The 13,625-nt window shown below is 64.0% G+C and carries 14 protein-coding genes; 8 read left to right on the top strand and 6 right to left on the bottom strand.

Annotated elements, in window-relative coordinates; genetic code table 11:
* Positions 1–10 precede the first annotated feature (10 nt).
* The 4 genes from KAQ61_RS10860 to KAQ61_RS10845 all read left to right on the top strand — a co-directional run bounded on the left by KAQ61_RS10860 (position 11) and on the right by KAQ61_RS10845 (position 4,064).
* Positions 11–1,597 carry a cytochrome ubiquinol oxidase subunit I gene (locus KAQ61_RS10860; RefSeq protein ID WP_042415749.1) on the top strand — a complete coding sequence of 529 codons (1,587 nt, stop codon included), beginning with the start codon at positions 11–13 and terminating at the stop codon, positions 1,595–1,597.
* 15 nt (positions 1,598–1,612) lie between these two features.
* Positions 1,613–2,764, top strand: coding sequence for a cytochrome d ubiquinol oxidase subunit II (cydB, locus tag KAQ61_RS10855; RefSeq protein ID WP_210929175.1), 1,152 nt, complete (start codon positions 1,613–1,615; stop codon positions 2,762–2,764).
* Positions 2,765–2,884: 120 nt separating this feature from the next.
* On the top strand, positions 2,885–3,022 hold the full coding sequence (gene cydX, locus KAQ61_RS10850; RefSeq protein WP_052369891.1) for a cytochrome bd-I oxidase subunit CydX: 138 nt from the start codon (positions 2,885–2,887) through the stop codon (positions 3,020–3,022).
* Between the two features lie 139 nt (positions 3,023–3,161).
* On the top strand, positions 3,162–4,064 hold the full coding sequence (locus KAQ61_RS10845) for a DUF3014 domain-containing protein (RefSeq protein WP_210929174.1): 903 nt from the start codon (positions 3,162–3,164) through the stop codon (positions 4,062–4,064).
* Positions 4,065–4,133: 69 nt separating this feature from the next.
* On the opposite strand, the gene KAQ61_RS10840 is transcribed toward KAQ61_RS10845, so the two are convergent.
* The 6 genes from KAQ61_RS10840 to KAQ61_RS10815 all read right to left on the bottom strand — a co-directional run bounded on the left by KAQ61_RS10840 (position 4,134) and on the right by KAQ61_RS10815 (position 10,540).
* Positions 4,134–4,748 carry a GbsR/MarR family transcriptional regulator gene (locus KAQ61_RS10840; RefSeq protein ID WP_154164865.1) on the bottom strand — a complete coding sequence of 205 codons (615 nt, stop codon included), beginning with the start codon at positions 4,746–4,748 and terminating at the stop codon, positions 4,134–4,136.
* A gap of 142 nt (positions 4,749–4,890) precedes the next feature.
* Positions 4,891–5,304 carry a nucleoside diphosphate kinase regulator gene (gene rnk, locus KAQ61_RS10835; RefSeq protein WP_210929173.1) on the bottom strand — a complete coding sequence of 138 codons (414 nt, stop codon included), beginning with the start codon at positions 5,302–5,304 and terminating at the stop codon, positions 4,891–4,893.
* A 215-nt stretch (positions 5,305–5,519) separates the two neighbouring features.
* Entirely contained in the window at positions 5,520–6,854 is a 1,335-nt protein-coding gene (gene glmM / locus KAQ61_RS10830) for a phosphoglucosamine mutase (RefSeq protein WP_210929172.1), read from the bottom strand.
* 17 nt (positions 6,855–6,871) lie between these two features.
* Entirely contained in the window at positions 6,872–7,714 is an 843-nt protein-coding gene (gene folP, locus KAQ61_RS10825; protein WP_210931862.1) for a dihydropteroate synthase, read from the bottom strand.
* Between the two features lie 75 nt (positions 7,715–7,789).
* Positions 7,790–9,715, bottom strand: coding sequence for an ATP-dependent zinc metalloprotease FtsH (gene ftsH, locus KAQ61_RS10820; protein WP_042415728.1), 1,926 nt, complete (start codon positions 9,713–9,715; stop codon positions 7,790–7,792).
* Between the two features lie 171 nt (positions 9,716–9,886).
* Positions 9,887–10,540 carry an RlmE family RNA methyltransferase gene (locus tag KAQ61_RS10815; RefSeq protein WP_042415726.1) on the bottom strand — a complete coding sequence of 218 codons (654 nt, stop codon included), beginning with the start codon at positions 10,538–10,540 and terminating at the stop codon, positions 9,887–9,889.
* Positions 10,541–10,572: 32 nt separating this feature from the next.
* On the opposite strand from KAQ61_RS10815, the gene KAQ61_RS10810 reads away from it, so the two are divergent.
* From KAQ61_RS10810 to KAQ61_RS10795, 4 genes are all read left to right on the top strand, one after another.
* Complete coding sequence (locus KAQ61_RS10810; RefSeq protein ID WP_043387171.1) at positions 10,573–11,040, top strand: YhbY family RNA-binding protein; 468 nt, start codon at positions 10,573–10,575, stop codon at positions 11,038–11,040.
* Positions 11,041–11,058: 18 nt separating this feature from the next.
* Entirely contained in the window at positions 11,059–11,808 is a 750-nt protein-coding gene (locus KAQ61_RS10805) for a glycosyltransferase (protein WP_210929171.1), read from the top strand.
* Between the two features lie 79 nt (positions 11,809–11,887).
* Positions 11,888–12,130 carry a VF530 family protein gene (locus tag KAQ61_RS10800; protein ID WP_210929170.1) on the top strand — a complete coding sequence of 81 codons (243 nt, stop codon included), beginning with the start codon at positions 11,888–11,890 and terminating at the stop codon, positions 12,128–12,130.
* Between the two features lie 558 nt (positions 12,131–12,688).
* Complete coding sequence (locus KAQ61_RS10795) at positions 12,689–13,621, top strand: GGDEF domain-containing protein (protein ID WP_244982868.1); 933 nt, start codon at positions 12,689–12,691, stop codon at positions 13,619–13,621.
* Positions 13,622–13,625: the final 4 nt, after the last annotated feature.

Here is a 13,625-nt window from a genome sequence, read left to right as displayed (position 1 = left end):
GGACTTCCCCATGGACCTCGACATCGTCGACCTATCGCGATTGCAATTCGCGGTAACGGCGCTCTACCACTTCCTGTTCGTACCGCTGACCATTGGCCTGGCGGTGCTCGTGGCCATCATGGAGACCGTCTACGTGATGACCGGGCGCACCATCTGGCGCGACATGACCAAGTTCTGGGGTGTGCTGTTCGGTATCAACTTCGCCATGGGCGTGGCGACCGGCGTGGTGATGGAGTTCCAGTTCGGCATGAACTGGAGCTACTACAGCCACTATGTGGGCGACATCTTCGGCGCGCCGCTGGCCATCGAAGGGTTGATGGCCTTCTTCCTGGAAGCCACCTTTGTCGGCCTGTTCTTCTTCGGCTGGGACCGCATGACCAAGGTGCAACACTTGATCGCCACCTGGCTGGTGGCCATCGGCTCCAACTTCTCGGCGCTGTGGATCCTGATCGCCAACGGCTGGATGCAAAACCCCGTGGGCGCGGCGTTCAACCCGCAGACCATGCGCATGGAGGTGACTGACTTCTTTGCCGTGCTGACCAACCCCGTGGCCCAGGCCAAGTTCGTGCACACCGTGTCGGCCGGCTACACCGTGGCGGCGATCTTCGTGCTGGGCATCTCGGCCTGGTACCTGCTCAAGGGCCGTCACGTGGCCCTGGCCAAGCGTTCGATGACGGTGGCGGCCTCGTTTGGCCTGGCGGCCTCGCTGTCGGTGGTGGTGCTGGGGGACGAAAGCGGCTATTTGTCGTCAGAGCACCAGAAGATGAAGCTGGCCGCGATCGAAGCCATGTGGGACACCGAACCCGCGCCGGCCGCCTTCACGGCCGTGGGCATTCCGGACACGGCGGCGCGCGAGACGCACTATGCCGTGCACATCCCCTGGGTGATGGGGCTGATCGGCACCCGCTCGCTGGACACGCAGATCCCCGGCATCAACGACCTGGTGGCGCGTGCCGAAGAGCGCATCGAATCCGGCATCAAGGCCTATGACGCGCTGCAGACCATCCGCAGCTACAAGAAGCCGTCGGAAGTGCCGCAGAGCGCCGTCGACACATTCGAGGAGCATGGCGCCAACATGGGCTACGCCCTGCTGCTGATGCGCTATACCGACGATCCGCGCCAGGCCACCCGCCTGCAGATCCAGAAGGCCGCGGCGGACACCATCCCGCCCGTGGGTCCACTGTTCTGGTCCTTCCGCGTGATGGTGGCCCTGGGCATGTTCTTCATCCTGCTGACGGCCACCTTCTTCGTGCTGTCGGCCCGCCACAAGCTGGACGCCTACCCCTGGTTGCTGAAGGTGGCGGTGTTTGCCATCCCTCTGCCGTGGATTGCGGCCGAATGCGGCTGGATCGTGGCCGAGCTGGGCCGCCAGCCCTGGATCATTGAAGGCGTGTTGCCCACGGCCATGGCGGTGTCCAACCTGGGCGCCAGCACGGTGCTGCTGACGATTGCGCTGTTCGTGGCCATCTACACCGTCATGTTCGTCATCGAAATGGTGCTGATGCGCAAGGCCATCCTGAAGGGCCCGCAGGAGGAAAGTGCCCCCCACCTGAGCAGCTACGCGAAAAAGCTCGTGGATGCCTACAGCGCCAAGTAACCGAGGGAGTCACACATGATCTTGCATGAACTTTTGAGCTATGACGTGCTGCGCGTCATCTGGTGGCTGCTGCTGGGCATTTTGCTCGTGGGCTTTGCGGTCACCGACGGGTTTGACCTGGGGGCCGCCGCCTTGCTGCGCGCCACCGGCAAAACCGATGTCGAGCGCCGCGTGGTGATCAACACCATCGGCCCGGTGTGGGAGGGCAACCAAGTCTGGCTGATTCTGGGGGGGGGCGCCATCTTTGCCGCCTGGCCCCAGCTGTATGCCATCTCCTTCTCGGGCTTTTACCTGGCCATGTTTGCGGTGCTGGTGTGCCTGATCTTGCGCCCGGTGGCCTTCAAGTTCCGCAGCAAGCGCGAAGGTGCCGCCTGGCGCAATGGCTGGGACTGGGTGCTGACCCTGTCCGGCTGGGGCGCGGCCCTGGTGTTTGGCGTGGCCATGGGCAATGTGCTGCTGGGCGTGCCATTCCGCCTGTCGGATGACATGCGCATCTACTGGGATGGCAGCTTTTTTGACCTGTTCACCCCCTTCGCGCTGCTGTGCGGCCTGGTGTCGCTGAGCATGCTGCTGATGCACGGCGCAGCGTGGCTGGTGTTCAAGACCGAAGGTGCCGTGCAGGCGCGTGCCACCCGCTGGGGCGTGGGGGCCGCGGTGCTGACCACGGTGCTGTTTGCCGGTGCCGGCGTCTGGCTGGCGCAGCTGAGCGGCTATGTGCTGACCGAAGCCATGAGCACCACCGGTCCGTCCAACCCGCTGCTCAAGTCAGCAGCGGTGGGGCAGGGCGCCTGGATGGCCAATTACGCCCAGCAGCCGCTGCTGTGGATCGTTCCCGCGCTGGGGGTGATCATGCCTTTGATCGCGGCCCTGGGCATGAAGCTGCGCCGTGAGTGGCTGGGCCTGCTGTCCAGCGGCCTGGGCATTGCCGGCATCGTGCTGAGTGTGGGCGTGTCCATGTTCCCCTTCATCCTGCCGTCGTCGGTCAACCCGCAGTTCAGCCTGATGGTGTGGGACGCATCGTCCAGCCACCTGACCCTGTTCATCATGCTGGTGTCCACCATCATCTTCCTGCCCATCATCCTGGCCTATACCAGCTGGGTGTTCCACATCATGCGGGGCAAGGTGAGCCCGGACGAGATTGCGCAGGGCAAGGGCCATGCTTACTAAAAAGTGAGTGGCCAACGCTTGTCCCATCAAGTTATTTCAAATGTTTCATCTCGAAATGTTTGATGGGCAAGCGCCACGCGCTCTGTTTTTTGAACAATGAATCGCTGAAAGGAAGTTGCTATGTGGTACTTCGCCTGGATTTTGGGACTGCCGCTGGCGGCCGCGTTTGCCGTGCTCAACGCCATGTGGTTTGAGTTGATGGACGACGAGGCCACGCGCAAGGAGCTGCTGGCCAAGGCCGGCGCCACGCACGACTGACGCGCGGGCTCGCACACCATGACCGCCTTCCCGGGAAGGCGGTTTTTTTATGCCTGCTCGCACCATGGGTAGGCAAGCGCGGCAGGGCGCGGTATGGTGGGACACCTGATCAAGCCCGCAGACAGGAGGACCCCAGGCCATGACCGATCACGACCTCAGACCCCCAAGGCCATCCGCGTCCCGTGCCCGCGGCAACAAGCTGGCGGCTGCCGCCCTGTTGCTGGCGCTGGCGGCGGGCGGCTGGTATGCCTGGCAGCGCATGCAGACCCCGCCAACCGTGGCACCGCCAGCACCGGTGCCGAGCGCAGCCCCGGAGGCCGCCCCTGTGCCGCAGCCCCCAGAACCTGCGCCCGCTGCCGCACCGGCACAGCCCGAAGGCCCACAGCACCCGGTGGCCGAACCCACCCAGGCCGGTGCGCCTGCGCCCGATGCGGCCGGGTTGGAACAGGCGGTCAGCGACTGGCTGGGTCGCACGCAGGTGCTCAAGTTCGTTGCCTTGCAGGGCCTGGCCCACCACATCGTGGCCACCATCGACAACCTGCCACGCGGCCATGCCGCGCCGCGCCTGTGGCCCTTGTACCCCATCGGGGGGCGCATGCTCACACAGCAAACAGCCGATGGCCGCTTGCAGATCGCCCCGGAGAACAGTGCGCGCTATGACGCAGTGGTCGGCTTTGTGGCTAGTGTGGACGTCGCCCAGGCGGCAGCACTGTACCGCCGCTTCTATCCTGTGCTGCAGCAGGCCTACGAGGCGCTCGGCTACCCCGGCCAGTACTTCAACGACCGGCTGGTGGCGGTGATCGACCACCTGCTGCAGGCGCCCGAGGTCCAGGGCCCGCTGGCCTTGCGGCTGGTCGAGGTGCAGGGCACAGTCGCGCCCCAGCAGCCCTGGCTGCGCTATGAATTGGCCGATCCGCAGTGGCAGTCGCTGTCGGCAGGCCACAAGATCCTGCTGCGCCTGGGGCCTGCGCATGCACAGACCCTCAAAACCCAGCTGCGTGCCTTGCGCAGCCAGATTGCCACCGTGCGCCCGGGGGGCTGAGGGCCGTGCCCGGCGCCGCCAAAACAAAGGGCCTGCATGGCAGGCCCTGGGGTGCGGGAGGCGGGGTGGTTACGCGCCTGCGGGTGGCTCGGTCGAGGATGCGTCCTTGGCGGCCTTGCCCTTGCCCCCGATCAGGCGGTCCTTGAAGTCCAGCACCCGGGTCACGGCAGCACCCATGCCCATGAGCTGCATAGCAGTCTCTGGCTTGAGGCGCTGCACATCGTCGAACCAGGTCATCAGCTTCTCGATCAGTTCGTACATTTCCTGCATGCGCTGCTGGGCGTGGCGCTCGTCATCGGACGAGGCCTCTTCCAGCAGGGCCGAGCGCAGCATGGACTGGGTCGGCTCGATCTCGCGGCGGCGGCGTTCCTCGGCCAGGCGGCGGAAGATTTCCCACACGTCCTGCGGCGCTTCGAAGTACTCGCGCCGATCACCGGGGTGGTGGCGCAGGTTGACCAGCCGCCACGATTGCAGCTCCTTCAGCCCCATGCTGACGTTGGAGCGCGAGAACTCCAGGGTTTCCGAGATTTCCTCCGCATTCAGCGCACGTGGCGACAGGTAGAGCAACGCGTAGATCTGCCCGACGGTGCGGTTGATGCCCCAACGGCTGCCCATCTCGCCAAAGTGCGAGACGAATTGCCGGTTCAGTGGAGGAAGTGGGGGTGTCTGTGTCATGGCGGACATTGTGCCTAGGAATGGATGCTTTTCAGCATTGTCTGAATTCACAGGCTCGGCAAGGATGGGTAATTCCCAGTGCCGCTGCCTTGTGGTTCGGTGTTTCGCTAGGCAGTGCAGGTGCGTGAAGCTGCGCCAGGGCTTTGCGGGTTCAGCGGTGCAGCTCGCCAGCGCTTTCGGGCTGGTAGGTGATGGCGTCCACGCGCACGGTGACGCGCTTGCCGGCCGGGCTGGGCAACGCAAACACATCGCCTTCACGCAGGCCCAGCAGGGCCGTGCCCACGGGCGCAAACACCGAGACCTTGTCCGGGCTGCCATCGGCTTCCTTGGGGTAGACCAGGGTCAGGGTCTGGCTCTTGTCGCTTTCCAGCAGGGTGAAGCGGACGGTGGAGTTCATCGTGACCACATTCGCGGGCATTTCGTGCGGCTCCAGCACGTCCGCGCGGTTGAGTTCTGCCTCCAGGGCTTGCAGGCCCGCGAAGTTGCTGGGCAGCTTTTCCATCAGGGTTTCGAGGCGGTCCATATCCAATGCAGACAGGGTGATAGCAGGCTTGGTAGTGGCCATGAGGTGCTTCCTAGCGGATGTGTGGAACAAACCGTGTGTCAAAGGTCAGACGCCTACACGGAGAAAGGCCCGGGCAACAGGGTTGTCCGGGCCATAAGGCTGCACAAAAGTGGTGCGTTTCGTGGATTGTGGCCGCTTGCCAAATAAATGCAAGCAATTCGCACGCAGTTGGTGCGGATCTGGGCCCGGGGCCGGCCCCGCGCTGCCACCGTGGGTCAGCCCGCCCGGGCGGCGTCGGCCAACTGCTGGGCGCAGTGGCGGGCTTGGGCGGCATCGCGCGCTTCCACCATCACGCGCAGCAGCGGCTCAGTGCCACTGGCGCGGATCAGCACGCGGCCGCTGTCGCCCAGCTGCTGTTCGATGGCCGCTTGGGTCTGGGCCAGCTGGGTGTTGCTCTTCCAGTCCTGGCCCGGGGCCAGGCGCACGTTGATCAGCTCCTGCGGGAACAGCGTCAGCTCCTGCAACTGCTGTGCCAAGGTCTTGCCGCTGCGCACGCAGCTTTGCAGCACCTGCAGTGCGGAAACCAGGCCGTCGCCCGTGGTGTGCTTGTCCAGGGCGAGCAGGTGGCCGGAGCCCTCGCCACCGATCTGCCAGCCCTTGTCGTTCAGGGCTTCCAGCACGTAGCGGTCGCCCACCTTGGCGCGCACAAACTCGATGCCGCGCTGCTTGAGGGCCACCTCCACGGCCATGTTGGTCATCAAGGTGCCCACGGCACCCGGCACCTGCATGCCGCGCTGCACGCGGTCCTGCACCATCAGGTACATCAGCTCGTCACCGTTGTACAGGCGGCTGGCCTGGTCGACCATCAGCAGGCGGTCGGCATCGCCGTCCAGCGCCACGCCATAGTGGGCGTGGTTGGCACGCACCGCGAGTGTCAGCGCTTCGGGGTGGGTGGCGCCGACATCGTGGTTGATGTTCAGGCCATCCGGCTGGCAGCCAATCGCAATGACTTCGGCCCCCAGTTCATGGAACACCTTGGGGGCGATGTGGTAGGCCGCGCCGTGAGCGGCATCGACCACAATCCGCAGCCCGCGCAGGGACAGGTGGTTGTCGAAGGTGCTCTTGCAAAACTCGATGTAGCGGCCTGCGGCGTCATCCAGGCGCTTGGTCTTGCCCAGCGCGGCCGAGTCGACCCATTGCGGGGCTTCGTCCAGGGCGGTCTCGACAGCTTCTTCCCAGGCATCGTCCAGCTTGGTGCCCTGGGCACTGAAGAACTTGATGCCGTTGTCATAAAACGGGTTGTGGCTGGCGCTGATGACCACGCCCAGGCTGGCGCGCTGGGTGCGCGTCAGGTAAGCGACGCCGGGGGTGGGCAGGGGGCCCAGCAAGGTGACATCCACGCCGGCGGCGTTGAAGCCCGCTTCCATGGCGGCTTCGAGCATGTAGCCCGAGATGCGGGTGTCCTTGCCGATCAGCACGGAGGGGCGCTCCTGGGTGCGCTTGAGCACCCGCCCCACGGCATGTGCCAGGCGGAGTGCGAAATCCGGGGTGATGGGCGACTGGCCTACTTTGCCGCGGATGCCATCGGTGCCGAAATAGGTGCGTGCCATGCGTGTTGTCCTTGGTTTTATGCGGAGGTGGCGGGTGGTTGCATGGCTTGCCAGACGGACAAGGCGGCCCGGGTCTCCGCCACATCGTGGACCCGGACCACCCGTGCGCCGCGCTCGACGGCCAGCAGCGCCGCAGCGACGCTGGGGACCATGCGTTGCTCGACCGGAAGGCCACTGACTGTGCCCAGGGAGCCCTTGCGCGACCAACCTGCCAAAAGCTGGAAGTCTAGTTCCAGCAGCTCGTGCTGGCGCGCAAGCAGTGAAAAATTTTGTGCCACGCTCTTGCCAAAACCAATTCCGTAGTCCCAGACGATGCGGTTGCGCTGCACCCCGCGCTGCAGCAGCGACTGGGTTTCGTGCAGCAGGAAATCACGCACCTGCGGCACCGGGTCACCGACCATGTGGTCCAGGTGCATGTTCTGGGGCGTCTGGTGCATGTGCATCAGGCAGACCCCACAGCTGGGGTGGCGGGCCACCACATCCTGGGCGCCGGGTTGCCGCAGGCCCCAGATGTCGTTGACGATGTCCGCACCAGCGTCCAGCACGGCCTGCATCACGGCGGGCTTGTAGGTGTCCACGGAAATCGGGACCCCAAGCTTGACGGCTTCCTGCACCACGGGCAGGACGCGGCGCATTTCCTCGTCCTGCGGCACGGCTGGGGAGCCCGGGCGTGTCGATTCGCCGCCGATGTCCAGGATGTCGGCGCCGTCGCGAATCAGCTTTTCCGCGTGGCGCACGGCCTCCAGATCCCGGTATCGACCCCCGTCGGAAAAGGAGTCCGGGGTGTTGTTGACAATGCCCATGATCAGCGGGCGTTGCAGGTCCAGTAGAAAGCGTGAGGTTTGCCAATGCATGGGCAGGCTCCTAAAGAATCGCGCCAGGAGGCGGCCAAAAGAAAACGGGGCGCGAAGGCCCCGTTGCTGTGCTGTGTCCGCTTAAGCCGCAGTCGGTGATGGGTCGGCGTCCACAGCGGGTGTGCCGCCCCCGGACGAATTGCCATCATCGCTGGACTTGGGCGTGCGGGGGACCCAGTCCTTGGGAGGACGGGGATCCTTGCCGGCAAAAATGTCATCCAGCTGTTCGGTGTCGATGGTTTCCCATTCGAGCATGGCCTTGGCCATGGCGTGCATCTTGTCGCTGTTGTCTTCGATCAGCTTGCGCGCCAGGTTGTACTGCTCGTCAATGATGCGGCGCACTTCATCGTCCACCTTCTGCATGGTGGCCTCCGAAAGGTTGGCACCCTTGCTGAAGCTGCGGCCCAGGAAGGGCTCACCATCCTGTTCGGAATAGACCATGGTGCCCAGGGCGTCGCTCATGCCGTAGCGCGTCACCATGTCGCGCGCGATCTGGGTCGCACGCTCGAAGTCGTTCGAGGCGCCGGTGGTCATCTGGTTCATGAACACCTCTTCGGCGATGCGGCCCCCAAACAGCATGGCGATCTGGTTCAGCATGTACTCCTTGTCGTAGGAGTAGCGGTCCTTCTCGGGCAGGCTCATGGTCACGCCCAGTGCACGGCCACGCGGGATGATGGTGACTTTGTGCACGGGATCGCACTTGGGCAGCAGACGGCCGATCAGGGCGTGGCCGGCTTCGTGGTAGGCCGTGTTGCGACGCTCTTCCTCGGGCATGACCATGGACTTGCGCTCGGGGCCCATGATGATCTTGTCCTTGGCCTTCTCGAAGTCCTGCATCTCCACGGTGCGGGCGTTGCGGCGTGCTGCCATCAGGGCGGCTTCGTTGCACAGGTTGGCCAGATCGGCGCCGGACATGCCGGGCGTGCCGCGGGCAATCACGGACGGATTCACGTCCTGGCCCACGGGGATCTTGCGCATGTGCACGTTCAGGATCTGTTCGCGGCCACGGATGTCGGGCAGCGTCACATAGACCTGACGGTCGAAGCGGCCGGGGCGCAGCAGGGCAGCGTCCAGGATGTCGGGACGGTTGGTGGCCGCTACGACGATCACGCCGAGGTTGGTTTCAAAACCATCCATCTCGACCAGCATCTGGTTCAGCGTCTGCTCGCGTTCGTCATTGCCACCGCCCATGCCGGCACCGCGCTGGCGACCCACGGCATCGATTTCGTCGATGAAGATGATGCAGGGGGCATTCTTCTTGGCGTTCTCGAACATGTCGCGCACACGAGCTGCGCCCACGCCGACGAACATTTCCACGAAGTCGGAGCCGGAAATCGAGAAGAAGGGCACCTTGGCCTCGCCGGCAATCGACTTGGCCAGCAAGGTCTTGCCGGTACCGGGCGGGCCGACGAGCAGCAGACCACGGGGGATGCGGCCACCCAGCTTCTGGAATTTGTTGGGGTCCTTCAGGAAGTCGACGACTTCCTTGACTTCTTCCTTGGCTTCATCGCAGCCGGCCACGTCGGCAAAGGTGACGGTGTTGTTGTTCTCGTCCAGCATGCGCGCCTTGGACTTGCCAAAGCTGAACGCACCGCCCTTGCCGCCGCCCTGCATCTGGCGCATGAAGTACACCCACACGCCAATCAGCAGCAGCATGGGGCCCCAACTGATCAGCAGGCTCATCAGCAGCGAGCCTTCTTCGCGGGGTTTGACGTCGAACTTGACATCGTTGGCAATCAGGTCGCCGACCAGACCGCGGTCCAGGTAGGTGGCCGTCGTGCGAATGCGACGATCGTCGGTGGTCAAGGCAACGATCTCGGTGCCGCCCTGACCTTCCTGAATGGTTGCACTCTTGATGCGGTTGTTGCGCACCTCAGAGAGGAATTCCGAATAGCCGATGTGGTTTGCACCAGTGCTGCTGCGGTTATCAAATTGCTTGAAAACCGTAAACAACACCATGGCAATGACCAGCCAGACGGCAATTTTTGAAAACCACTGATTGTTCAAGCGGGGCTCCAAGGAAAAAAGGAGAAATACAGTCACACATGGACGCTATGCATCCATATGCGACCCATTTTAGGTCTTTCAAGCAGCAGGGCCGAACCCTTATTCCCGCCAAGGCAATAGGAAACTGGGTTTTTCCGCTGTGCGTTGGGTCAATCCTGGCGTTCCTGGTTTTTATTTTAGGCCCATGCCGATCAGGAAAGTCTCGGACGATTTGTCGCGCGAGGACTTGGGCTTGAGGGTCTTGACGACCTTGAAATGCTCACGGAACAGCTTGACCAGATCGTCGTAGCCGGGGCCATGGAAGACCTTGGCCACCAGGGCACCTTCGGGGCGCAGGTGGTGGCTGGCAAAGTCCACGGCCAGCTCGATCAGGTGCTCCACCCGGGCACCATCGGTGGTGCTGTTGCCAGACAGGTTGGGGGCCATGTCGGAGACCACCACGTCGACAGGGCGTCCCTGGACGACGGCTTCCAGCTGGGTGAGTACAGACTCTTCACGGAAGTCGCCCTGGATGTAGTGCACGCCCTCGATGGGCTCCATGGGCAGCAGGTCCAGCGAGATGATGGTGCCGTTCAGCGTGCCGGCGGCAGCCCCGGCGGGCGACATCTTGCGCCGCACATACTGGCTCCAAGCGCCGGGCGTGCAGCCCAGATCCACCACGATCTGCCCGGGGCGGATCAGTTTGAAGGTTTCGTCGATTTCCTTGAGTTTGTAGGCCGCGCGGGCGCGGTAGCCGTCCTTTTGGGCGGCTTGCACATAAGGGTCGTTCAGGTGGGCATTCAGCCAATTCTTGTTGACCTTCTTGCTTTTCGTTTTGGTATTCATCGCAAATTTCTTCCAGCCTCGATAATACGGGCATGCCCCAAATTGAATTAACTCCCGCGGAGCGCCGGGAACACCGCGCCAACGCCCACCATCTGGACCCCGTGGTCATGATCGGTGGTGACGGCTTGACACCCGCCGTCCAGAAGGAAGTTGACGCCGCCCTGAATGCCCATGGCCTGATCAAGGTGCGTGTGTTCGGCGACGACCGTGCCGCGCGCGAACAGGTCTACCTGCAACTGTGCGACGAACTCAACGCCGCTCCCATCCAACACATCGGCAAGCTGCTGGTCCTGTGGCGCCCCATTCCCGACAAGGAAAAGGCGCTGGACGAAGACCGCAAGGCCGGCCCCCGCGACATCAAGTTGCTGAAGTTCGGCCGTGCCGGCAGCAAGCCCGAGGTCAAGCAGATCCGCGTGCTGGGCAACCAGCGCCTGACCCAGGGTGGTCTCGTCAAGCGTGCCAAGAAGGCAGGCCCCAAGTCGACCAAAAAAGGCCACTAAGCCTTGCCGCGCACCAGCATGAGCACAACCACCTCCACCGCGCCACAGCGCCATATCCTGTGCATGAAGTGGGGCACCAAATACGGGCCGGAATACGTGAACCGCCTGTACGCCATGGTGCGCCGTCATCTCAGTGGTGATTTTCGCTTTGTCTGCCTGACCGACAACGCTGAGGGGATTCGTTCCGAGGTCGAATGCCTGCCCATTCCCTCGCTGGACCTGCCCCCGGGCATCCCCGAGCGCGGCTGGACCAAGCTGACCACGTTCACCAAAGACCTGCACGGCCTGCGCGGAACGGCGCTGTTCCTGGATGTGGACGTGGTCATCACCGGTCCTCTGGATGACTTCTTCACCTACCCCGGTGAGTTCCTCATCATCCACGACCACAAGCGTCCGTGGCGCATCACGGGCAACTCGTCCGTGTACCGCTTCGAGCTGGGGGCGCATGCCGACGTGCTGGAGTATTTCCGCGGCCACTTCGAGGACATCCGCAAGCAGTTCCGCAACGAGCAGGCCTACTTGTCGGATGCGATCCACAAGCAAGGCAAGCTCAAGTACTGGCCGGCCGAGTGGTGCCCGAGCTTCAAGTACCACTGCATCCCGACCTGGCCGACCAATTTCTGGAGGCCCACGTTCGTGCCACCGAATGCGCGCATCGTGATCTTCCATGGCGAATGCAACCCGCCCGATGCCCTGGCGGGCCGCCGCAACCGGCGCTTCCGCTACATCCAGCCTGCCACCTGGGTGGCGGAGCACTGGCGCGAGTGATACCTTGCCCGCGATGCGCGAGCAAGCCCCTCCTGGCCCACGGCCGGAGGGGCTTTTTTAACGATTCCATGATCTGGTGATGACTTCCCAAGAACAACCGCGCAACCCCCTGCATGGCCTGACGCTGGAGCGCATGCTCACCGACCTGGTCGGCCACTACGGCTGGGCCGAGCTGGGCGCGCGCATTCCCGTGCGCTGCTTCAACCTGGATCCCAGCATCCCGTCCAGCCTGCGCTTTCTGCGCAAGACCCCCTGGGCGCGCGAGAAGGTGGAGCAGCTGTACCTGTACACCTTGCGGCAACACCAGCGTGCCCAGCGCTGACCATGAATCACCCCGCACCCGATGGTGATGGCGCACCGACGAACGGGAGACGGGCCTGCCACAAGGCGGGTGAGGGCCTGTTGGCAGCGACCCCGGCAACAGCAACGCGGCTCAATGTCTGCGTCATGACAGCGTGAACCCCACCCAGCTCGGGCGTGGCGTCTCACCCGGTGTTCAGGGCGGTTCGTCTGTCTGATGGGCTGTGGATGGACATCACCGAGAAATGTGCCAAAAAATTGGCGGATAGTGCTTATCCAGACTGCGCAAGCCGCTATGTATTTTTTGCAGCTGGAATCCATGGTCAGCATCAATCATCTGCCTGCCTGCCTGCCTGCCTGCCTGCCTGCCTGCCTGCCTGCCTGCCTGGCGGGTGGTGCCGCCGGTTGCACAGGGTTATAGGCTGGACTGTGTGGCGCCGGGGAGCGCCGTGCCTGTGCCCGACATCCAGGCGCAACCCGGAGGGTGTCAGTGCCCACCTCCGTAGTTTCCAGGGCGGTGGCGGCCCTTTCGCGGCGGATGAATCTGAGAGAATTTGCTGTCCCTGCTCTGGCACTTGTCATGACCGATACCACTTTCTTCACGGCCAGCCAGTACGAAGCCATCTGCGCCAGTCTGCCCGACCCCACCTTCATCCTGACGGAGACGGGGCGCTACGCGGCCATCCTGGGCGGCAAGGACAAGCGCTACTACCACGACGGCAGCTCCCTGGTCGGCAAGTACATCGCCGATGTGCTGGTGGCGTCCAAGACCGACTGGTTCTTGCAGCAGATCCGGGATACGTTGGCCCGCCAGCAAATGCTGGTGGTCGAGTACGAACTGAGCGCCCACGATGTGCTGGGCCTGCCCACCGACGGACCGGTGGATGCCATCTGGTTCGAAGGCCGGATCACCGCCTTGGACCAGCCTTACTGCGGCGAGCGCGCCGTCGTCTGGGTGGCCAGCAACATCACCGCCAGCAAGCGGCTGCAGCAGCAATTGCAGCAGCAGGCCATGAACGACGAGTTGACGGGGCTGCACAACCGCCGGCGCTTCATGCAGGTACTGGAAGAGGCCTACGCCGCCTTCCAGCGGCAGGCCACGCCCACCTGGTTGGTGAGTTTTGATGTGGACCACTTCAAGGCCATCAACGACGATTTGGGCCACCCGGCGGGCGACCAGGCGCTGCGCGATCTGGCCGGCATGGTGCAACAGGCCGCGGCGGTCGAGGACCTGGTGTGCCGCCTGGGTGGGGATGAGTTCGCCCTGCTGTGCCCCGTGCGCAGCCTGGCGGAGGTCACCGCGCTGGCGCAGCGCCTGCTGCACGGTGGGCGCCAGGTGCTGCAGCCCTATGCCACGGGGGCGCCCGCCCCCACGCTGAGCATCGGGATCGCCCATTTCCTGCCCCAGGACCGCAGCACCGAAGACATCCTGCGCCGTGCCGACCAGGCCCTGTACCTTTCCAAGACCCAGGGGGGGCACCAGATGAGCACCACCGGCTGCGCCCCGGAGTGAACAC

Source organism: Comamonas aquatica (genome assembly GCF_018064205.1).
GTDB lineage: Bacteria > Pseudomonadota > Gammaproteobacteria > Burkholderiales > Burkholderiaceae_C > Comamonas > Comamonas aquatica.
Note: the sequence above shows the minus strand (reverse complement) of the source record. Positions and strands in the feature narration are given on the sequence as shown.